The organism is Tessaracoccus sp., from assembly GCF_016714275.1.
In the GTDB taxonomy this organism is placed as follows: Bacteria; Actinomycetota; Actinomycetes; order Propionibacteriales; family Propionibacteriaceae; genus Arachnia.
In genome coordinates this window covers 188,177-208,597 of record NZ_JADJNP010000004.1, presented here as the reverse complement: position 1 = coordinate 208,597, position 20,421 = coordinate 188,177, and the positions used below count along the sequence as shown (strand labels likewise).

The 20,421-nt window shown below is 68.8% G+C and carries 17 protein-coding genes; 10 read left to right on the top strand and 7 right to left on the bottom strand.

Annotation, left to right across the window (positions count from 1 at the left end):
• Positions 1-23: 23 nt before the first annotated feature.
• A complete protein-coding gene (locus IPJ61_RS15130) occupies positions 24-1,457 on the bottom strand; it encodes an outer membrane protein assembly factor BamB family protein (RefSeq protein ID WP_297109322.1) in 1,434 nt (477 codons plus the stop codon).
• Entirely contained in the window at positions 1,454-2,890 is a 1,437-nt protein-coding gene (locus tag IPJ61_RS15125) for an outer membrane protein assembly factor BamB family protein (protein WP_297109319.1), read from the bottom strand. Before IPJ61_RS15125 ends, IPJ61_RS15130 begins: the two co-directional genes overlap by 4 nt.
• 118 nt (positions 2,891-3,008) lie before the next feature.
• Between IPJ61_RS15125 and IPJ61_RS15120 the strand changes: the two genes are divergently transcribed.
• Together IPJ61_RS15120 and IPJ61_RS15115 are read left to right on the top strand one after the other, a co-directional pair.
• Positions 3,009-5,504 carry a sodium-translocating pyrophosphatase gene (locus IPJ61_RS15120; RefSeq protein WP_297109316.1) on the top strand — a complete coding sequence of 832 codons (2,496 nt, stop codon included), beginning with the start codon at positions 3,009-3,011 and terminating at the stop codon, positions 5,502-5,504.
• A gap of 74 nt (positions 5,505-5,578) precedes the next feature.
• Entirely contained in the window at positions 5,579-6,217 is a 639-nt protein-coding gene (locus IPJ61_RS15115) for a cytidylate kinase-like family protein (RefSeq protein WP_297109315.1), read from the top strand.
• A gap of 217 nt (positions 6,218-6,434) precedes the next feature.
• On the opposite strand, the gene IPJ61_RS15110 is transcribed toward IPJ61_RS15115, so the two are convergent.
• Entirely contained in the window at positions 6,435-6,806 is a 372-nt protein-coding gene (locus tag IPJ61_RS15110) for an FKBP-type peptidyl-prolyl cis-trans isomerase (protein WP_297110963.1), read from the bottom strand.
• A gap of 83 nt (positions 6,807-6,889) precedes the next feature.
• Here IPJ61_RS15110 and IPJ61_RS15105 point away from each other — a divergent pair, with 83 nt between their 5' ends.
• The 6 genes from IPJ61_RS15105 (at position 6,890) to IPJ61_RS15080 (ending at position 10,774) form a co-directional block, all read left to right on the top strand.
• On the top strand, positions 6,890-8,017 hold the full coding sequence (locus tag IPJ61_RS15105) for a lipid II:glycine glycyltransferase FemX (RefSeq protein ID WP_297109313.1): 1,128 nt from the start codon (positions 6,890-6,892) through the stop codon (positions 8,015-8,017).
• Between the two features lie 2 nt (positions 8,018-8,019).
• Positions 8,020-9,051: an alanine racemase gene (locus IPJ61_RS15100; protein WP_297109311.1), complete on the top strand. Its 1,032-nt coding sequence runs from the start codon at positions 8,020-8,022 to the stop codon at positions 9,049-9,051.
• Positions 9,052-9,161: 110 nt separating this feature from the next.
• Entirely contained in the window at positions 9,162-9,632 is a 471-nt protein-coding gene (locus tag IPJ61_RS15095) for a hypothetical protein (protein ID WP_297109308.1), read from the top strand.
• Complete coding sequence (locus IPJ61_RS15090) at positions 9,632-9,835, top strand: helix-turn-helix transcriptional regulator (RefSeq protein WP_297109306.1); 204 nt, start codon at positions 9,632-9,634, stop codon at positions 9,833-9,835. The genes IPJ61_RS15095 and IPJ61_RS15090 overlap by 1 nt, the downstream gene beginning before the upstream one ends.
• Before the next feature lie 280 nt (positions 9,836-10,115).
• Positions 10,116-10,373, top strand: a complete 258-nt coding sequence (locus tag IPJ61_RS15085; protein WP_297109303.1) for a type II toxin-antitoxin system Phd/YefM family antitoxin — start codon at positions 10,116-10,118, stop codon at positions 10,371-10,373.
• On the top strand, positions 10,370-10,774 hold the full coding sequence (locus tag IPJ61_RS15080) for a PIN domain-containing protein (protein ID WP_297109300.1): 405 nt from the start codon (positions 10,370-10,372) through the stop codon (positions 10,772-10,774). Before IPJ61_RS15085 ends, IPJ61_RS15080 begins: the two co-directional genes overlap by 4 nt.
• Positions 10,775-11,310: 536 nt before the next feature.
• Here IPJ61_RS15080 and IPJ61_RS15075 read toward each other — a convergent pair.
• From IPJ61_RS15075 to IPJ61_RS15065, 3 genes are all read right to left on the bottom strand, one after another.
• On the bottom strand, positions 11,311-12,573 hold the full coding sequence (locus IPJ61_RS15075) for a glycosyltransferase 87 family protein (protein WP_297109298.1): 1,263 nt from the start codon (positions 12,571-12,573) through the stop codon (positions 11,311-11,313).
• Positions 12,570-14,831, bottom strand: coding sequence for a transglycosylase domain-containing protein (locus IPJ61_RS15070; RefSeq protein WP_297109296.1), 2,262 nt, complete (start codon positions 14,829-14,831; stop codon positions 12,570-12,572). Before IPJ61_RS15070 ends, IPJ61_RS15075 begins: the two co-directional genes overlap by 4 nt.
• Positions 14,832-14,896: 65 nt before the next feature.
• Positions 14,897-15,742 (bottom strand): mechanosensitive ion channel family protein, encoded by an 846-nt coding sequence (locus IPJ61_RS15065; RefSeq protein WP_297109293.1) that lies wholly within the window; start codon positions 15,740-15,742, stop codon positions 14,897-14,899.
• 122 nt (positions 15,743-15,864) lie between these two features.
• On the opposite strand from IPJ61_RS15065, the gene IPJ61_RS15060 reads away from it, so the two are divergent.
• Together IPJ61_RS15060 and IPJ61_RS15055 are read left to right on the top strand one after the other, a co-directional pair.
• The gene (locus IPJ61_RS15060; RefSeq protein ID WP_297110960.1) at positions 15,865-17,265 is read left to right on the top strand and encodes a CCA tRNA nucleotidyltransferase; all 1,401 of its coding nucleotides are present in this window, start codon (positions 15,865-15,867) and stop codon (positions 17,263-17,265) included.
• Complete coding sequence (locus IPJ61_RS15055) at positions 17,262-19,307, top strand: MDR family MFS transporter (protein WP_297109290.1); 2,046 nt, start codon at positions 17,262-17,264, stop codon at positions 19,305-19,307. The genes IPJ61_RS15060 and IPJ61_RS15055 overlap by 4 nt, the downstream gene beginning before the upstream one ends.
• A 7-nt stretch (positions 19,308-19,314) precedes the next feature.
• Here IPJ61_RS15055 and IPJ61_RS15050 read toward each other — a convergent pair whose 3' ends face one another.
• The gene (locus IPJ61_RS15050; RefSeq protein ID WP_297109287.1) at positions 19,315-20,418 is read right to left on the bottom strand and encodes a VanZ family protein; all 1,104 of its coding nucleotides are present in this window, start codon (positions 20,416-20,418) and stop codon (positions 19,315-19,317) included.
• Between the last annotated feature and the right edge of the window lie 3 nt (positions 20,419-20,421).

Here is a 20,421-nt window from a genome sequence, read left to right as displayed (position 1 = left end):
CGCCCGGCCGTTGTCGTCGTCGGCTACCGCAGGAACTGGTAGTCGCTCCGCTCCCCCGCCGCCTGAAACATCCGCGTGCCGAACCGCAAGGTCGCCCGGTCGGGTTCAAGACCCTGGTCCCATCTCACCTCGCCCGTTTCGGGGTCGAGGCCGACGACGCCGCTCGCGGAACCGGAAGTGCTTTCGGCCTCCGACAACGCCCGATATACCGACGCCACGAGCTGGCCCTCGCCTCGGGCGATCTCGCCGACCGTCCCACCAAGGTCGGTGCGCCACCGCTGCCGCCCCGTCGCGAGGTCGAACGCTGCCACTCGACCCATCGGGCTGCCATCGTCCGCTCCGACGAGGCCAAGGAATCCTTGATAGACGACGATGTCGTCACCCCATCTCGTGAGGCTGGCCCATTCGTCCTCGGAGGGCACGGACCAGATCTCGGCACCTGTGCGCGGCGACAACAACGCGAGACGGCCGTCCACGACTTCGGCGATCACCCCGTCGAGGGTGGCCAGGGTGTATCCGCCGCGGTGTCGCCAGAGTTCGGCCCCGTTGGCGAGGTCGTAGGCGATCCGGCCCTCCCCGGTCTCGACGACCGCGACATCGCCGTACGGGGTGGCCTCGGCACCGGGCGGCAACCAGTCGGCGCGCTCGCCGTTGGAGGCCTGCAGCGCAATCACGTACCTGCCGAAGCGGTCGGCGTTGCCGTCGCCGATCAGCAGGTAGGAGCCCCGTGCCACCGCCTGCGGGTCCCACCAGGGCGAGTCACCGCCCGCCTCCGGGAGTTCGATCCGCCAGGCGCGGTCGTCCACGCGGGGCGCGCTCAGCTTCGCGACACTCATCCCCTCCTGCATCGGCGTCGCGAGGAGTAGCGTCCCGTCAGAGGCGGAGAACAGCGTCGTGGCCTGGTAGTAGTCGGAGTAGGTCTCCTCCGGCGCGGGCAGTTCCAGCCGGTGCGCGACGCGCCCCGTCGCACGGTCGAGGAGCAGCCCGACGGACTGCGGGGAGGAGTCGAACCCCCTGGCCGTGACCGCGACCCAGGGCGTCCCCGGGAGATCGGAAACGACCGGCACGGCGCCGATGCCCAGCGACGCGGCCGTGACCTCCCACGACAGCGCGCCGTCGCTTCCTCGGCGGGCGCGGACGGCGTCCTCGTTCGAAAGGACCATGAGGTCGCCCTCCACGGCATCGAAGCCCGTGAATGCCTCCGACGCCGCTATCGTCCACCCCACCTCGGGACCGTGCCGCATGCCGAGAACCTGAGCCGACAGCGGCGAACGGTCGGCGAGCACCGCCCAGCCGGTCACCAGGGCGAGTACCAGCACGCCGACGACGGATGCCACGCGCTGCGGTCGGAGCAGTCGCCGCGCCGACCTCACCCACGGGCGCCGCTCACGAGGGGCCGTCCCTGCCTCTTCTTCGGCGGCCAGCTCATCCAGGTCGACGAAGTCCGCCCCGTTCATCGCAGGAACTCGTCGCCGCCGGTGTCGGGGCTCCACACGATCCGGGTGCCTCGACGCGAGACCCAACCGGGGCCGAGATCCTCGCTCCACCTCATGCGGCCGGTGCCGGGGTCGACGGCCGCGAGACCGCTCCGACTCTCCACCTCGGTGACAATGTTGAACTCAGACTCTTGCTCAGGAGAAACCAGCTCGCCCTCATAGAAGTGCTGCACCACGACCAACTGGCCCTCGCCGCGGAGCACCTCGACGACAGGGTCGCCCAGGTCGATACGCCACCGCCGCGCGCCGGTAGCCAGGTCGAATGCCGTGACGATCGCGGCGTTCGGATCGCGATCTTCGCCCCACGACACTTCTACGCCCGAGTACGCCACGACGATGTCGTCCCAGCGCGTCACCCGCACCCGCTCGTGCTCGGTCGGGACCGACCACAGCTCGGCGCCCGTCCGCGGCGACAACAGCGTCAGCCGACCCCCGCTCACCTCCGCGAGCACCTCGTCGGCCGCGCCGACAGACACCGCTCCAGGCCGGCGCCACAGCTCGGCCCCCGTGCGGAGATCGACGCCGACGCGCCCGTCCTCGCCCTCGATCACGGCGACGTCGCCGAACACGTCGAACCGAGCGCCATCGGGAAGCCACGGCGCGGGCGCGCCGTCGGCGAGGGCGAGGGCCCCCAGGAGCCTTCCGGGCCAGCTCGCGTCCTCGTGGCCGAGCAGCACGTAGCCGGCCCTCTCCTCCGCGTACGGCCACCAGAGGGGAAAACCCTCCGCACCCGTCGGCATCTCGGAGCGCCACACCACGTCGTCGAGGTTCGGCGAGGCGAGCCTCGACACCGCGATCCCGCCCCCGTCCGCGGGCGGGGTCAGGACGAACAGCGTGCCTTCGGCCGTCGAAACAAGGGCGGACGTTTGGTAGTACTCGCTCGCGGTCCTCTCCGGCCCGGGAAGCTCGAGCCGGTACGCGGCCGCGCCCGCGTCCCGGTCGAGGAGGACCGCGACCGTCGTATCGAGGCTGTCGGAGTTGCCCACCAACACCCACGGCGTTCCCGGCAAGTCACGCAGCTGCGACGCGCTGTAGAGGTCGAGCGAGTTCCGGTCGACGCTCCACAGCTCCATGCCGTCGTCGGCCCGGCGGGCGCGGATCGTCATGTCGTCGGTGGTGACGACGCGCGCGTCGTCGATGGTGATCACAGCGCTCAGCCCTCCCGGGGAGCTCCACCCGACCCGAGGGCCGTTCCGCATGCCCGCCGCCTGCACCGGCAGCGGATCACGGGAGGAGACGACGGCGCCCACGGTCACGACGGCGAGGGCGACAGCGCCCGCTACGACGGCCACCGCCCGACGGGAGACCAGCCGACCCAGCGAGGGTCGCCTCCGCGGGCGCCTCGGCGCGGAGGACTGCTCGGCGGCGAGCTCATCCAGGTCGACGACGTCCATTCCGCCAGCCTATAGCGGGGGTAGCGGAACCCCGCGGCGGACGCAAATACTACGAGTCGTAGGATGAGATTGGCGGCGAAATCGCCGCCTCAACCTGGTTCCAACGGAAGTATCAGAAATGGGCACATCGCAGTCCCCAACCCCCACGTTCCTCCGCCGCGCCCTGTGGACGTCGGCGGCCACCGCGGCACTGCTGCTGGCGGGCTGTGCGAGCGGAGGCTCGCCCGACGCACACTCGGGCGGTGAGGCGAACCTGCCGCTGCCCGACCTGAGCAAGGTCGCCTTCTTCGGCCTCCCCGGCGACGTCCTGCTTGGCCTCGGCCTCATCGTCTGCGCGCTGGGCCTCGGCTTCGGCGTGCTCACCTACTCGTCGTTGAAGAAGATGCCCGCACACGCCGCGATGCGCGAGATCTCCGAGCTCATCTACACCACCTGCAAGGCGTACCTGAAGCAGCAGGGCAAGTTCCTGTTCCTGCTGTGGGGGTTCATCGCGACGATCATCGTCGTCTACTACCTCTTCCTGGTCGACCTCGGGATCGGCAAGACGGCCATCGTGATCGCTTTCTCGCTGATCGGCATGGCCGGCTCGTACGGCGTCGCGTGGTATGGCATCCGCGTCAACACGCTCGCCAACTCCCGCACCGCGCACGCGGCTCTGGGCGGCAAGCCGTACCCGCTGCACGACATCCCGCTGCGCTCCGGCATGAGCATCGGCATGGTGCTGATCTCCGTCGAGCTCGCGATGATGCTCGTCATCCTCGTGTTCCTGCCCCCGGAGATCGCGGGCGCGTGCTTCATCGGCTTCGCGATCGGCGAGTCGCTCGGCGCCTCCGCGCTGCGCATCGCCGGCGGCATCTTCACCAAGATCGCCGACATCGGCGCCGACCTGATGAAGATCGTCTTCCACATCAAGGAGGACGACGCCCGCAATCCCGGCGTGATCGCCGACTGCACCGGTGACAACGCGGGCGACTCCGTTGGTCCGTCCGCCGACGGCTTCGAGACCTACGGCGTTACCGGCGTCGCGCTCATCACGTTCATCCTGCTGGGCGTGCAGGATCCGACGATGCAGATCCAGCTGCTCGTGTGGCTGTTCGTCATCCGCGCCGTCATGGTCGTCGCGTCCGGCCTCTCCTACTTCGTCAACGCGGCCCTCACCCGCGCCCGCTACGCGAATGCGACCGAGATGGACTTCGAGCGCCCGCTCACCTCTCTGGTGTGGATCACCTCGGTGGTGTGCATCGCCACCACCTTCCTCACCTCGCTCGCGCTGATCGGCGGCCTCGGCGACGGCCTGTGGTGGAAGCTCTCGCTGATCGTGTCCTGCGGCACTCTCGCCGGCGCCCTCATCCCCGAGCTGGTGAAGGTTTTCACCTCGACCAACGCGCGGCACACGCGCGAGGTCGTCGTCTCGTCCAGCAAGGGCGGCCCTTCGCTCGGCATCCTCTCCGGCCTCGTGGCGGGCAACTTCTCCGCCTACTGGCTGGGCATGGCGATCGCCGGCCTGATGGGCATCTCGTACTGGATCTCCTCCTTGGGGCTCGGCGAGATCATGCTCGCGCCCGCGGTGTTCGCGTTCGGCCTCGTCGCATTCGGTTTTCTCGGCATGGGTCCCGTCACGATCGCCGTCGACAGCTACGGCCCGGTCACGGACAACGCGCAGTCAGTGTTCGAGCTGTCCACCATCGAGGACATGCCCGGGATTGAGGATGAGCTGGCCCGCGACTACGGCATCACCCCGGACTTCGAGCGCGCCAAGTACCTCCTCGAGGACAACGACGGCGCGGGCAACACGTTCAAGGCGACGGCGAAGCCGGTGTTGATCGGTACCGCGGTCGTGGGCGCCACCACCATGATCTTCTCGATCATGATGGGCCTCACGGACGGGCTGACGCACGACGTCGAGAACCTTTCCCTGCTGCACGCCCCGTTCCTGCTGGGCCTGCTCGTCGGCGGTGCCGTGATCTTCTGGTTCACCGGCGCCTCGATCCAGGCCGTGACCACCGGCGCCTACCGGGCCGTCGAGTTCATCGGCGACAACATCCGCCTCGACGACGACGCCACGAAGGCCAGCGCGGAGGACTCGTCGAAGGTGGTCCAGATCTGCACGCAGTACGCGCAGAAGGGCATGTTCAACATCTTCCTCGGCGTCTTCTTCGCCACCCTCGCCTTCGCGTTCGTGGAGCCGTTCTTCTTCATCGGCTACCTGATCGCCATGGCGCTGTTCGGCCTGTACCAGGCCATCTTCATGGCCAACGCGGGCGGCGCGTGGGACAACGCGAAGAAGCTGGTCGAGGTGGACCTGGCGGCGAAGTCGACGCCGCTGCACGAGGCGACGATCGTCGGCGACACCGTCGGCGACCCGTACAAGGACACGTCGTCTGTCGCATTGAACCCGGTGATCAAGTTCGCGACACTGTTCGGCCTCCTGGCCGTGGAACTCGCCGTGAGCCTCAAGGAACAGGGTGGCGGCACGCTGACCACGGTCCTCGCGGTCGTGTTCCTGCTTGCCAGCATGTACTTCGTGTACCGCTCGTTCTACCGCATGACGATCGGCGAGGAACTCCACGACGTGCGCGCGGGCCTCCCGCTGGAGGTCGACCAGGCGGCATAGCCAGCCGGGAATCTGTCATCTAGAATCGGACCTACCACGCCATTTGTCCGGACATGGCGGTACAAGGAGGAACAGTGTCTGTCATCACCATCTCGCGCCAGCTGGGCAGCCACGGCGGCCGTATCGCGCGCGGCGTCGCCAAGGAACTCGGCTGGAAGCTCGCCGACAAGTCCACCATCAACGGTGTCATCAAGCAGTACGGCCTCATCCACCTCGACGACATCTACGGCGACGAGCCCCCCAGCTTCTGGGACCTCTACAAGGAGGACAGCGTCTGGACCATCGAGTGGATGAACAAGACCATCGAGGCCATCGGCGCCGGCGGCGACGTGGTCATCCTCGGCCGCGGCGGCTTCGTCGTGCTCGGCGGCTACGCGGACTCGCTCGACGTCTTCGTCAAGGCGCCGGTCGACGTGCGCGCGAACCGTATCGCGCAGCGCGACGGCATCTCCGACGAGAAGGCTGCCGACAAGATCAAGGCCGACGACAAGACGCGCCAGCGCTTCACCAAGCGGATCTACGGCACCGGCTGGGCCGACGAGAAGAACTTCGATCTCGTCGTCGACACCGGCGCGATGAGCGACGAGGAAGCCATCGCCGCCATCGTCGCCGCGTACACCGAGCGCCAGGCCGACCTGGCCGACGGGAAGCTCGTCAGCAGCATCGAGGTCGACCCCGCGCTGAAGGACTCCATCGACAAGGTCTTCTCCTGACCTGAGAAACCGCACAGAAAGGCTAAACGCCGGTGGCAACGGGCTTTTTCGCCGCTCGCTTCAGATTCCGTGACCCGATTTTCCGTTACGACTAGCAATCTGAGACTTTCTCAGCTATTCTCAGACAGGAGTCGCCGACCTGAAGGCGCGACACCAGACGAGCCCGCCTCACCGTGAATCCCCCCAAGGGTGAGGCGGGCTCTTGGTGTCTCCTGGGTCAGTTAAGGCCGACGAGGTCGCAGACGAAGATCAGCGTCTCCCCCGGCGCGATGACGCCACCGGCGCCGCGATTGCCGTACGCGAGGTGGCTGGGGATGACGAGCTGACGCCGGCCGCCCACCTTCATCCCCTGGATGCCCTGATCCCAACCGCGGATGACGTGCCCGGCGCCCAGCGGGAACGACAGCGCCGCGCCGCGGTTCCAGGATGAGTCGAACTCCTCGCCGCTGCTGAAGGCGACCCCCACGTAATGCACGTGCGCGACGTCGCCGGCCTTGGCCTCCGCACCGTCGCCCTCGACGATGTCGGTGATCACGAGGTCGGCGGGCGCCTCGCCGCCGGGAAAGTCGACTTCAGGCTTGCTGTTCATATCAGTCATGCGAACGAGCGTACTGGCCCTTCGCGCCTAAATGCGCGGGTACGCGGCGCCATGCGGGACGGTAGCCTGGGCGGGTGAGCATCGAGGTACGTCCTATCTCTGCCGAGGAGCATCTCGGCTTCGTCGCCGATCGCGGGTCTGCGTCGTTCCTGCAGACCCCCGCGTGGGGAAAGGTGAAGCCGGAGTGGCGGTCCGAGACCATCGGGTTCTTCGACAGCGGCGAGCTGACCGGCGTCGGGCTGGTCCTCTACCGGCAGCTGCCGAAGCTCCGCCGCTTCCTCGCCTATCTGCCTGAGGGACCCGTCCTCGACTGGGGACGTGCGGACGTCGCCGAGCACCTCCGCGCGCTCGTCGCCTACGCGAAGTCGCGAAAGGCGTTCGCCGTCCGGATCGGGCCGACCCTCGTCCACCGCCGCTGGTACGCGGACACGATCAAGGCCGCCGTCGCCGACGACGCCGTCGCGCGGCTCAGCCAGGTAGCGCCCGACGCGACGGACCTCGTCGCAACGCGCCTGCGCAACACCCTGCTGCACGGCGGCTGGAGCACCGACGAGCACGGCGAAGGCTTCGCCGCCGGCCAGCCGATGTTCAACTTCCAGCTCCCCTTGAGACACGCCGACGGCACCCAGAAGACGGAGGACGAGCTCCTCAAAGGCATGAATCAGTTGTGGCGTCGCAACATCAAGAAGGCGGCGAAGGAGGGGGTCGTCGTCCGGCTCGGCGAGCGCGCCGACCTCGCCCGCTTCCACGATGTCTACATCGAGACCGCCGCGCGCGACGGCTTCACCGGCCGCTCGCTCTCCTACTTCGAGACGATGTGGGACGCGCTGAACGCCGAGGAGGACGGCCGGATGCGGCTGTACCTCTCTGAGCACGACGGCGACCTGGTCGCCGCGACGACCATGGTGCGGGTCGGTGAGCACGCCTGGTACTCCTACGGCGCCTCCTCCAACGCCAAGCGCGAGGTGCGCGGCTCGAACGCCATCCAGTGGCAGATGATCCGCGACGCTGCCGCGGCGGGCTGCGCCGTCTACGACCTGCGCGGCATCACTGAGGGCGTCGGGGCCGACGACCCGGAGATCGGCCTGATCCAGTTCAAGGTCGGCACCGGCGGCGAGGCCGTCGCCTATCTCGGCGAGTGGGACTACCCCATCAACAAGGCCCTGTACGCCGCGTTCATGCTCTACCTGAAGCGGCGGTGACCATGGCGCTCACGCTGAACATCTTCCGCGCCCGGTGGGACGCGCATCAGCGCACGCTCCTGGCCGATATCCCCGGCATTGTCCCCGTCGCGAAGGGCAACGGCTACGGCTTCACGCTCGAGCTGCTCGCGGCGCGCGCAGCCGAGTTGGGCGTCGATGCGATCGCCGTGGGGATCGCGCAGGAGGTTGCGCGCGTCCGCGCCGGCGGCTGGACCGGCGACGTCGTCGTGCTGAATCCGTGGCGCCCGTTCGACGCGCTGGCCACGGAGTTGCTCGACGACGACGCCGTCGTCACGACCGTGTCCCGTGTCGAGGATCTTCGCGCGATCGCCGCCGGCCACCCCGGCGCGCGGGTGATCGTCGAGCTGTCGACGTCGATGCTCCGACACGGCCTTGCCGTCGCCGAGCTCGCTGCCGCCGTCGACGCCCTCGCCGGACTGCGACCCGAGGGCTGGGCGATCCACCTGCCGGCAACGGGATCGCTCGATGAGGCGCGTAGGCTCGCCGACGCCGCCGTCGACGCTCTCCCCGCGCCCGTCTGGGTATCCCATCTGAGCGTGACCGACTACCGCACGCTGGCCGGCGAACTCGAGGTGCCCACTCGGATGCGCGTCGGCACCCGGCTGTGGCTGGGCGACCGGAGCGCCTACGAGACCACCGCGACGGTGCTCGACGTTCACCCGGTCGCGAAGGGGCAGCGGATCGGCTATCACCAGGCGCCGATGCCGAAGGCCGGCTTCGTCGTCATTGTCTCAGGCGGCACCGCGGAGGGCGTGGCGATGGCCGCGCCGGTGCCTCAGCGCTCGGTCAGGAAACGCCTGGTCACCGCCACCGAGGGCATGCAGGCGGCGCTGGGCCGTTCGCTCTCCCCGTTCGCCGTCGGCGGCCGCAAGCGCGCCTTCGCCGAGCCCCCGCACATGCACTCGTCGATGGTCTTCGTGCCCGGGTCTACCCCGACGGTGAAGGTCGGCGACGAGGTCCCGGTCACCACCCGGATGACGACGGTGACCGCCGACGAGATCCGTTGGTCTTGACGCTGAACTGGCACCTTCCCGCCCGGCTCGACCAGCACAGTAAAGCATCCTTGACGTACAGTTCACTTGACTGTACAGTTTCCTTTACCAATCGGTGAAAGGAGAACACCATGAACACCCCCACCACCTCGAGGCAGACCCGATGGGGACGATCCCGGATCCTCGGCGGAGGCGCGGGCCGGCTGATCGCCGTCTCCGTCGTCCTCGGAGCGGCGCTGTCGTCAACCATCGGCGGACTGTTCGTCGCCTTCGACAACCCCTCCCGGCCGTGGGTGGCGTTCGCCATCTTCGCGGCCGTGCTACTGCCGGTGTCCACGGCGCTCGCCTGGGTGCTCCTCGTCGACCGCTCAACGATCGCCGGCGCGACGAAGAACCCCGAGGAGAACGTCGAGAACGTCTGGTTCGAGCGGGCCGCGCTAGGCGCGCTCGGCGACCTGATGGTCGTCCTCGGCCTCGGCACGGGGGCGTTCGCCCTCTTCGACCTCGACGTCGCCCCCGCGCTGCTCCTCGGCGCGCTGTGGTTCCTGGCCACGGCCGACTTCGCCGTGCGGTATCTGCTCATCCGAAGGGCGGAAGGCTGATGCGCAACGCGCTTCCGGATCGACGCCAAGACCGCGGCTGGTCCCAGCAACGCCTCGCCGACGAGCTCGGGGTCTCCCGTCAGACGGTCATCTCGCTGGAAAAAGGCCGGTTCGACCCCTCACTCCCCCTCGCCTTCCGCCTCGCGGCCACGTTCGGCTGCACCATCGAAGACCTGTTCTTCCCGGACGACGAGGACGCCTAGACGACTGGACTATCGCGACTGCAGCGCGACAGTCCATGAGCGCTTGGGCGCGAACTCAGCGACGAACGCGTCCCCAGCTCAGCCCTCCGTGGGCGAACACGATCTCACGACTCTCCGCTTGCCACAGATCCAGCCAGGCCGGACCCGACCGATCCCGTTCGCGAGCTGAGGGACAGCTCCACCGGTCTGGCCGGGCTCGATCCACTCCACCAAAGTACCCGCTCGCCACCGAGCTCCGCCGCTAATCGCTAAATTGTCTAGATTTGCTAGACTCGCCGCTATGAAGACGATCTCCGTGGGGCAACTCCGACAGAACCCCTCCGATGCGCTCGCCGAGGTGGAACGCGGCGAAACCTACCTCGTGACGAGGCACCGGCGGGAAATCGGGCGGCTCGTGCCACCCCCTCACAATCACGAGGTCAGTCCAGAAGCGTTCCTGCGTGCGATCCTTGCCACGCCGATAGACCCCGCCTGGGCGGACGAGCTGAGCGCAACCCGATCTGACTTCGACGGCGACTCGGACCCGTGGGCCCGATGAAGGCGCTGCTCGACACCAACATCCTGATCGCCTCCGCATCGCACGCCGGGGAAGCGCCGCGCCTCGAACCGTTCACCGGGCTTTTCGTGAGTTCCCTCAGCTGGTCGGAACTCACGAAAGGGCTTCACACGACCACATCCCTGACGGAGTTCAAGGTGCGAAGCGCCCGCCTTCAGACACTTCGCGCAGCCTTCGGAGCTGGTCTTCCCTTCGACAACGCGTGCTCCGACGCGTACGACCGCATCCTCGCCGCAGTCACCGCCGCAGGCGGGTCCGCCCGCGCCCATGTGCTGGACCGGCTGCTTGCCGCGACGGCGCTCGCGAATGACCTCACGCTGGTGACCCGCGACCAAGGCGCGTTCGCAGGCCTCGACAAGGTCGTCCGAATCGAGCAAGCCTGATCACCCGTGGCGTTTGAAGGTCTGAGTACGCGGTCGTTGGCCAGCGCCTTCAAGGTCGACCCGACGTTTGTGCTACTCGCGCCCACGAGAGAGGCAAGTTCGGTACTGATGATCCGCTGACGCGATGTTCAGGCCCAGGCTTCGTTCGTTGAGCCAGGCCCCCGCGCGGATCGCCGGGCCCGCGTCGAAACGTCCGACACTGTGAGCAGGGAGCCGCGGCAGCCCAGCACGCCGGTGGGTTTCGGACCCTTCGAGACGGCGCCGCGGAACTCGTACTCGGTGCAAGGACGTGCGCGGCGCCTCCTCGAGGAACGATGACCACCCGACCGCGCAGACAAGTGGGCAGCAAAGATAGGGAGGCTGATTCCGTCGCCCGACCGGAGGCCTTGAGGCTGGATTCGTCACCGAACGACGGCGGTGAGGCAGATCGCTGGCCAACTGAACGTTCTCAACCTGGGTCGCGCTCAGCGGGGAGCTCAAAGGATGACTGTCTCGACCTCACAGCCCCGGGACCCGGCTGGGCGACGGATGCGCCGCTACCGCGCGGCGCACTGTCGGAGGATGCGGATCAGGAGCCAGCACTCGACGGCCCAGCGGAAGATGATCGCCAGCCAGTACAGCAGGTACGGCCCCGACTGGGCGATGGTCAGCCCGCCGCCGAGCCAGCCCCAGATCGCCAGGTAGTAGGCCACCTGCGTTGCCGTCAGCGCCACCAGCTCCGTGTGGAACGGCCGCGCCAGCACGACGACGAACAGCAGCCATAGCGCGGTCTGCGGCGGGAAGGCCGGGCCGAGCATCGCCGTCGCGAGGACGACGACGGCCGCCAGGTCGGCGACACGGGGGCGCCGCCCCGTCACATACAGCCAGGAGATCAGTACTCCGAGGAGCAGCACGAGCACGGCGAACCCGAACGACCCGATCTCCCGCAGCGGCGCGCCCACCAGTTCCAGGAGGTACCAGATCGAGCCGTAGCCCGTTTCCTTGTTGACCTCCCCGTGATAGAAGGCGTACACCCGCCCGGGGTCGGCCAACAGCAGCGGCAGGTGCACGAGCAGGAACGACGCCGCGGCGCCGACGCCAACCGCCGACGCCATCCGCCAGCCCCTGCGCAACCCGAGCGCCACGACGGCGGCCACGACGACGGCGATCGGCATCGTCCCCGCGGACGCTGCCAAACCCAGGACGATCCCCGCGGGGACCATCAACCCACGGGCCAGCAGCAGGAGCCCCACGGCTGTCAGCGCCAGCGGGAAGAGCGTCCAGTCGATGAGGCCGACGGCGAGCACGATCGGGGAGCCCGCCACCACCACCGCGTCCCAGCTCGGTGATCGCGTGTGCCCGCGCCCCAGCCGGCCCATGCACAGCACGAGTACCAGGAAGCAGACGAAAAGTGCGACCGTGGTGACGGCGAAGAAGACGACACTGGCGTCGACCTGTTCCTGCAGAGTGGCGCCGACGGCGACCGGCGCCCCCAACGCGACCGCGACGGCGCGACTGGCGATGACGAGCACCGCAACGAGCGGCGGCAGGGTCATCTGAGCGGACGTCAGCGGCGAGCCGCCCAGGCCGAGGCCCTCGCCAAGGAAGACCGGCTGCAGGTCCGAGTAGCAGGCCCGGATGTAGGTGTTGATGACGTCGTCGGCGTCGGTCTGGATACACGGCACATGCCGCAGGAAGAGCAGCGCGAACAGCCCGGCCGCGAGAAAAACCGCCCACGGGAGCGGCGTGAACCACACGCCTGTGCGCCTGGCGTGCCGCCCCATGGGGCCGCCGAGGCGCGGGATCAGGGCGTCGGTCACGACCCCGCGTCGTCGTCAGGGACCTTTGTCGCCTCCGGCCGAGTGGGCGGTTCGACCGACGCGGTCTTGTCCGGGGTCGGCGTCTCCGTCGGCTCCTCTGTGGGCTCCGTCGGTTCCTCGGTCGGTTCGGTCGTCGGCGTGGCCGTCGGGGTCGGCGTCGGCTCCGCTGTCCTGGTGGGAGTGGGGGTCGGCGTCTCCGTCGGGGTCTCGCTCGGCGTCGGCGTGGGCGACGGCGAGGGGCTGGGAGACTCGGACCGCTGCGGCTCGGCCGTCTTGCCCCGCTCGGGGCGGATCTCGCGGGCGCGGTCGAACTGCTCGACGGGCATGCCCTCGGTGGCCGTCGTCATGAAGTCGACCCAGGTCATCAGCGGATAGGTCGACCCGAAGAAGGTCCCGTCCTGCGGCCGCTTGTACGTCTCGAGGTCCTCCACGCCGGAGTCGCCCGCCACGTACATGACCGCCGTGGAGACCTGCTTCGTGTAGCCGACGAACCAGGCCGACGTGATGTCGCCGTCGATGTCGTTGGTGCCGGTCTTGCCCGCGACGGGCCGGCCGAGCGCCGACGCACGCGTGCCGGTGCCCTCCGAGACCACGGAGGTGAGCGCGTCGGTCACGTTGGCGGCCACGTTCTCGTCGATGGTCTGCTCGCCCGCGCGCTCCGCCTGGTAGACCACCTCGCCGTTGCGGTCGAGGACACGGTCGACGATGTGGGCCTCGTTACGCTCGCCCGAGTTGGCGAACGTCGCGTAGGCGGATGCCATGTTCACCGGGCTGACCTCCGCGGCGCCGAGCGCGATGCGGTTGTTCATGTCCCAGCCGGCACCGGTCGGCGCGCCCGCGTCGTTGGCGGCCTTTGCCACCTCGTTCGCCCCATCGGGCATCTGCTCGGTCATGTCGACGAACGCCGTGTTGATGGAGTCCGCGGTGGCCCGGCGCAGCGTCACGGGCCCGTACTGGTGGCTGAACTCGTTGCGGATCGTTTTTGAGTCGCCGCGCGGGGTGAACGTGTTGCCGTTGAAGATCGAATCCAGCGAGAACCCGTTGCGCAGGCCGGCGACAGTGGCGAACGCCTTGAACGTCGACGCCGCGGCGCGCGGGGTGGTGGCCCAGTTGCGGGAGTTCTTCACGTAGTCCGGGCCGCCGTACATGGCGAGGATGCCGCCGTTGGCCGTGTCGACGGAGGCGATGGCGACGTGGAGGTCGGCGGGATCGGGGTCGCCCGCGGCGCCCTCGGCCGCCCGCTTCGGGTACTCCTCGCCGGCCTTGGCGGCGGCGGCCTGCATGGACTTGTCCAGCGTCGTGACGATCTTCAGTCCGCCGCCCTGGATCTCGGCCTCGCTGAAGCCCTTGTCCTCGAGTTCCTTCTCGACCTCCTTGATCAGGAAGCCCTTCCAGCCGCCGTAGCGGTCGTTGACCGGAACCTCGGGGAACTCGGGCAGGGCGGGATGCGCACGGTCGTGTTCGGCCTGCGTGATGGCGCCCATGTCGAGCATGCCGTCGAGCACGTACTGGTAGCGCCCCAGCAGCTTCTCGAGCTTCTCGGGCCCGCCCGACGGGTTGAACGCGGCCGGATTGTTGAGGATCGCCGCCAGCGCGGCGGACTCCTCGAGCGTCAGGTCCTTGGCGTCCTTCAGGAAGAAGGATCGCGCGGCGGCCTGGATGCCGTAGGCGCCGCGGCCGAAGTAGATGGTGTTGAGGTACCCCTCGAGGATCTCCTCCTTCGGCAGCTCGCGACCCATCTTGATGGCGAGCATCAGCTCACGCACCTTGCGAGAGAGCCGCTGCCCGGAGTCGAGGTAGAGGATCTTGATGTACTGCTGCGTGATGGTCGAGCCGCCCTGCAGCTCGCCACCTGTTGCGATGGAGAACGCGCCGCGCGCGATGCCGGTAACGGAGAATCCCGGGTCTTCCCAGAACGTGCGGTTCTCCGCGGCGACGACGGCGTCCTTCATCAACTGCGGCATCTCGGCATAGCTGATGGTCTGCCGGTTCTGCACCGCGAGCGAGCCGAGGCGCTCCTCGCCGTCGCGGTAGTAGATGAACGTGGTGTTGGTCTGGAAGTCCGCGTTCGGGTCCGGCAGGTCGGTCGTCGCGTACAGGAAGAAGAACGCCCCCATCCCGCTGAGGCCGACGACGATGAACGCCACAAGCGCGGTGATGCCGAGCCGCTTCCAGAACCGCTTCGCGCGCGACCCCTGAGGGGCCTTCTTGGCCTGCTTCTTGCCCCCGCCCGAGGGCCGCTTGCCCGACTGCGCCATCCGAGTCCTCCGCTCTCCCACCACGTACGGCGGCCCCCAGCCTATGCGACGAGGCGAACTCCGACTCAACCAGCAGAGCCGAAGCCGGCGCTGGCGAGGGCGAGGACTGCGCGTTCGCGGACCGCGCGGGTCGGGGCCGCCTGTTCGTTGGGTCCGGTACGGAGCCTGATCTGGATGGTGATCTCGGTGGCGGTTACCGCTCCGACGCCCAGCACCTCCGGCGCCTCAAGCAGCACCTCCGCCCAGCCCTGCTCCTCGGCCATGGGCGCGAGCGCAGCCCGCAGCACCTCCTTCGCCTTCTCCGGGTCCTCGCCGACGGCGATGGGGATGTCGATCACCGATGTCGAGAAGCCCTGTGAGACGTTGCCGAGCGTCAGCACCTCGCCGTTGCGGACGTACCAGATGGTGCCTGACGGGTCGCGCAGCCGTGTGACGCGCAGCGTCACCTCCTGCACCGTCCCCGTCAGCACCCCGATCTGGACGAGGTCCCCGACGCCGAACTGGTCCTCCGTGAGCATGAAGATCCCGGACAGATAGTCCTTGACGAGCGACTGCGCGCCGAAGCCTAGCGCGACGCCACCAACGCCCGCCGATGCGACGAGCGGCCCCATCGGGACGCCGAAGATCGCGAGGATGGTGAGGAGGACGAGGACGACAAGCACGACGTCGACGATGTTGCGCAGCAACGATCCCAACGTCTCGACCCGTTGCCGATGCCGCGCCGATGCCGCCCCGCTCGCCTTCTCCAGCACGCGCCGCGCCTTTGCGCCCAAGTCTTCGTTCGTTTGGTGGTCCCTGGTGGTCAGCACCCGCACGGTGCGCCGGATCGCGAACCGCAGCACGGCCCGCAGCACCGCCGCGACGACGACCACGACGCCGCTCAGCGCCAGGTTCTGCCAGATGTCGTTCATGGCCTTATCTTGCCAAGCCCCGCAGGAAAGAGCGCTGCCCCTCGCTGCAACCCTTTCCTGACCGACGGGGGGACGTAGACTTGCCCCTCGTGCCGAACCTCACCCACGCCCAGACCAACGCGATGCGCGAGCTGCTGCGCATCGCGCCTGTCATCGACGACCTGGGCCGACTGTTCTCCCACGCGGGGCACGAGATCTACCTCGTCGGGGGGTCGGTGCGCGACGCGCTGCTCGGCGTGCTGGGAGACGACCTCGACTTCACCACGTCGGCCCGGCCCGAGGAGACGCACGCGCTGCTGAGGCAGTTCACGCCGTCGACGTGGGACATCGGCAAGGAATTCGGCACCATCGGCGCGATGAAGCGGGCCGACGGTCACGACTGGAAGATCGAAGTCACGACGTTCCGCGCGGACATCTACCGCAGCTCGTCCCGCAAGCCCGATGTCGCGTTCGGCGACACCATCGACGGTGACCTGATCCGCCGCGACTTCACCGTCAACGCCATGGCCATCAACGTGGCGACGCGCCAGTTCGTCGACCCGTACGGCGGCCTCACGGACCTCGCGGACGGCATCCTCCGCACCCCCTCGACGCCCGAGCGCAGCTTCTCCGACGACCCACTGCGCATGATGCGCGCGGCGCGGTTCGCGTCGCGGCTGGGGTTCGCCGTCGCCCCTGAGGTGGTGCAGGCGATGAAGGACATGGCCGACCGCCTCGCGATCGTCTCGAAGGAGCGCATCCAGGCGGAGTTCACCGGCCTGCTGCTGACAGACAAGCCGCGCGAGGGCCTCGACTTGCTCGTGCGCACCGGGCTCGCCGACCAGTTCCTGCCCGAGCTGCCCGCGCTCCAGCTCGAGATCGACGAACACGCCCACCACAAGGACGTCTACCAGCACACGCTGACCGTGCTCGACCAGGCGATCGCGCTGGAGAAGGAGCGCGGCCACGAGCCGGACATCGTGAACCGGCTCGCGGCGCTGCTGCACGACATCGGCAAGCCGGCCACCCGGCGCTTCGAGGGCTCGAAGGTCACGTTCCACCACCACGACGTCGTCGGCGCGAAGCTCGCGAAGAAGCGGCTCCGCGAGCTGACCTACTCGTCGGCGGTGGTGAAGTCCGTGACGAAGCTGATCGACCTGCACCTCCGCTTCCACGGCTACTCCGACGGCGAGTGGTCGGATGCGGCCGTGCGCCGCTACGTCCGCGACGCGGGCGACGAGCTGGAGCACCTCCACATCCTGACTCGCGCTGACTGCACCACGCGCAACCGCACCCGTGCCACGCGCCTGCGCCGCGCGTACGAGGAGCTGGAGTGGCGGATCGACGAGCTGGCGAAGGAGGAGGAGCTGAACGCGCTGCGTCCGCACCTCGACGGCACCCAGATCATGGAGGTCCTCGGCATCGGACCGAGCCGCGAGGTCGGCGAGGCGTACACGTTCCTGCTCGAGCACCGCACGGAGCACGGGCCGATCCCCCACGACGACGCCGTGGAGCTGCTCAAGGGCTGGTGGGCCGCCCGATGACGGAGACACCGCAGACGTTCCAACTCAGCCCGCAGTCGAGGCGCGTCTTCATCGGCCTGCTCGTCGGCATGTTCGCCGCGTCGATCAGCCAGACCATCGTCGGGCCTGCCATGCCACGCATCGTCGCGGAGCTGGGAGGCATGGACCACTACTCGTGGGTCGCCACGGCCGCCATGCTCATGTCGGCCATCATCGTCCCCATCGCGGGCAAGCTGTCCGACCAGTACGGCCGACGCCCGTTCTTCCTCGCCGGCCTCGTCGTCTTCATGTGCGGGTCGCTCATCTCGGGTTTCGCGACCAATTTCTGGATGATCGTCCTCGGCCGCGCCGTCCAGGGCCTCGGCATGGGCACGATCATGCCGCTGTCGCAGACGATCATCGGCGACATCGTCCCCGCCCGGCAGCGCGGCCGCTACCAGGGCGTGATGGGTGCGGTCTTCGGCCTGACCTCGGTCGCGGGGCCGCTCGTCGGCGGCGTGGTCACCGACCATCTCGGTTGGCGGTGGCTGTTCTTCATCGCGCTCCCCGTCGGCATCGTCGCGTTCCTCCTCGTCGCCCGCTTCCTTCACCTGCCGCACACCCCCCGCGACGCGAAGATCGACGTCTTCGGCATGGTCACCCTCACGCCCGCGCTCGTCACGATCCTGCTGGCGACCAGCTGGGGCGGCACCACCTACGCGTGGGGCTCCCCGGTCATCATCGGGCTGTTCGCCGCCGGCGCCGTGCTGCTCGGCCTCTTCATCTTCGCGGAGACCCGCGCCGAGGAGCCCGTGCTCCCGCTGCGCCTTTTCCGCTCATCGATCTTCACCCTGACCAACGTCTCGGTGTTCGCGTTCGCGATGCTGATGTTCAGCGCCATCATCTACATCCCCGTGTACGCGCAGGGCGTGCTCGGCGTCAACGCGACCAACTCCGGTCTGATCCTCATGCCGCTGATGCTGGGCTTCGTCGTCATGGGCATCCTCTCCGGCCAGATCGTCAGCCGCACCGGGCGCTACAAGGAGCTGATGCTGGGCGGCATCGTCGTCATGGGGGTCGGCGTCGCCATCCTCACCCGCCTCGCGCACGACTCCAGCGCCGCGCTTCTCACCGGGGCCATGACGATCATGGGCATCGGCATGGGCATGGTTTCGCAGCAGTACGTGCTGGTGATCCAGAACGCCTCCACGCGTCTCGACCTGGGCGTGGCAACGGCCTCGACGCAGTTCTTCCGCAACGTCGGATCCACGGTCGGCACGGCGATCGCCGGCGCGATCATGACCGCGGGCCTCGCCGAGGCAATCCTTTCCCACCTGCCCGACAACGCGGCCTCTGCCCTTCCCGAGGGTGGGATCAGCGCGGGCGCGGTCCTCGACCCGAGCCTGCTCGCGCAGCTGCCGCCGGCGGTGGCTGACGCCGTCCGCCAAGGCCTCGCCGACCAGCTCCACCTGGTGTTCCTGCTGCTCTACCCGCTGCTGGCCATCCAGTTCGTAGCGACGCTCTTCATCCGCGCGATCCCGCTGCGCGAGACAAACGACGACCCCGGGCGCGAACTCCTGGACTCCCTTTCCCAGTCCGCCGCCAACGAGGGCGACCTGGTGCCCAGCTTCCGCCACACGGACCGCCACGGCGCCCGCACCCGGGAACGGGTGCTCGGCTACCGGTTCCACATCATGGCGGAACAGGCCGAGCTGCCCGAGCGACCGATGCTGCGCCGCGTCGTGGCCGACCTCGGCGACGGTGACCTGCAGCGCGGCCAGCAGCTGCTGCACCTGACCGCCGACATGCTGATCAGCGAGGACCCGCGGACAGTGGCCAACCGTGAGAAGTACGCCGCCGAGGTGGCCAGCCGGGCCCAGAACGGGATCCTCTCACCGGCGCTGAAGCAGGAGATCGCTTCGCTGCTCGCCGACGTCGACCGCTCGACGGTGCTCTCCACCGTCGAGCCGACCGTCGCGGAGCGCTTCGAGGCCGTCGACGTGACGAAGCTGTTCGAGGCAGGGGCGGACCTCGCCGTCGCCTACATCGCGGACCTGACCGGCCGCGCGAAGCCGACCGAGTAACCAGCGGCTACCCGGCCTCGCGCGCGTCGACGAGGGTGGCGCCGGTCGCCCGCAGGGAAAGGCCGCGTGCGGAGCGGTCGAACAGCACCCAGGCCACGGCGACGGTCGCGAAGGCCGAAGCCAACCAGCCTGCAACGGATGCGACCGCCTCGAAAGGAACAGACCCGACGGCGTTGAGCAACGACCAGGCGCCCAGACCGGCCATGGCGCGTGCGAGCCGTCGGCCAGGCGAGGGTGGGGCTGGGAACTCCGGCTGCAGCCACATCGCGCGCTGGCCGAGGGAGGCGCCGGCCCGGCTGAGGGCGGGGAGGACGGCGATGAGCACGAACGCGGCGAGGCCCGCGAGGAACGGCACCCAGGCCGACTCGTCGGCGATCGCGTTGCCCGCCACGTAGACGTCGTACATCCGCCAGGTCAGCACGAGGGTGACCTGCACCATACCGACGGCCGAGGCGTCGATCAGCATGCCGACGAGCCGGCGCGCCCTCGTCACCGGGCGGGGCGCGCGGCGCCGCTCGGCCGCGCCACGCGGGTCGGGCAGGAAGAACAGCAGCAGGGGCGCGAACACGGCGCCGATCAGCGCCCCGGACCCGTTCAGGATGACGTCGTCGACGTCGCCGACGCGGTACCTGCAGGCCAGCAGGCCGAACGCGCCCGTGGTCTGGGTCAGCTCGATCAGCCCGGAGACCAAAACACCCGACAGCGTCGCGAACACGATGCCGCGCCCGAAGAACCGCCGCAGGAACGCGCCCCAGGGCACGAAAAGCAGCACGTTGAGCGCCGCCTGCAGGAACACGAAACTGGTGAGCGTGCGGCGGCCGCCGTGCGCGCGATAGTAGCGGAGGATGTCGTGGACGAACGAGAGCGGCTCGAGGTTGCGCGGCGGCCGCGGATTCGCTGCGCACCACTCCTCGGTCGGAATCGGGACGAGAGTGTAGGTGATCAACGCGAGGCCGTAGACGGCCACCATCGCCGCGCCGAGGACACGACTCGGCAGGATGCGTCCCTGCCGACGCGACTCCCACGCCAGCACGGGGACGAAGACGGCGGCGAACAGGACAGCGCCGAGCACTATCGCCAGGTACGCGGGCATCGTCCAGTCGTCGATCACGCG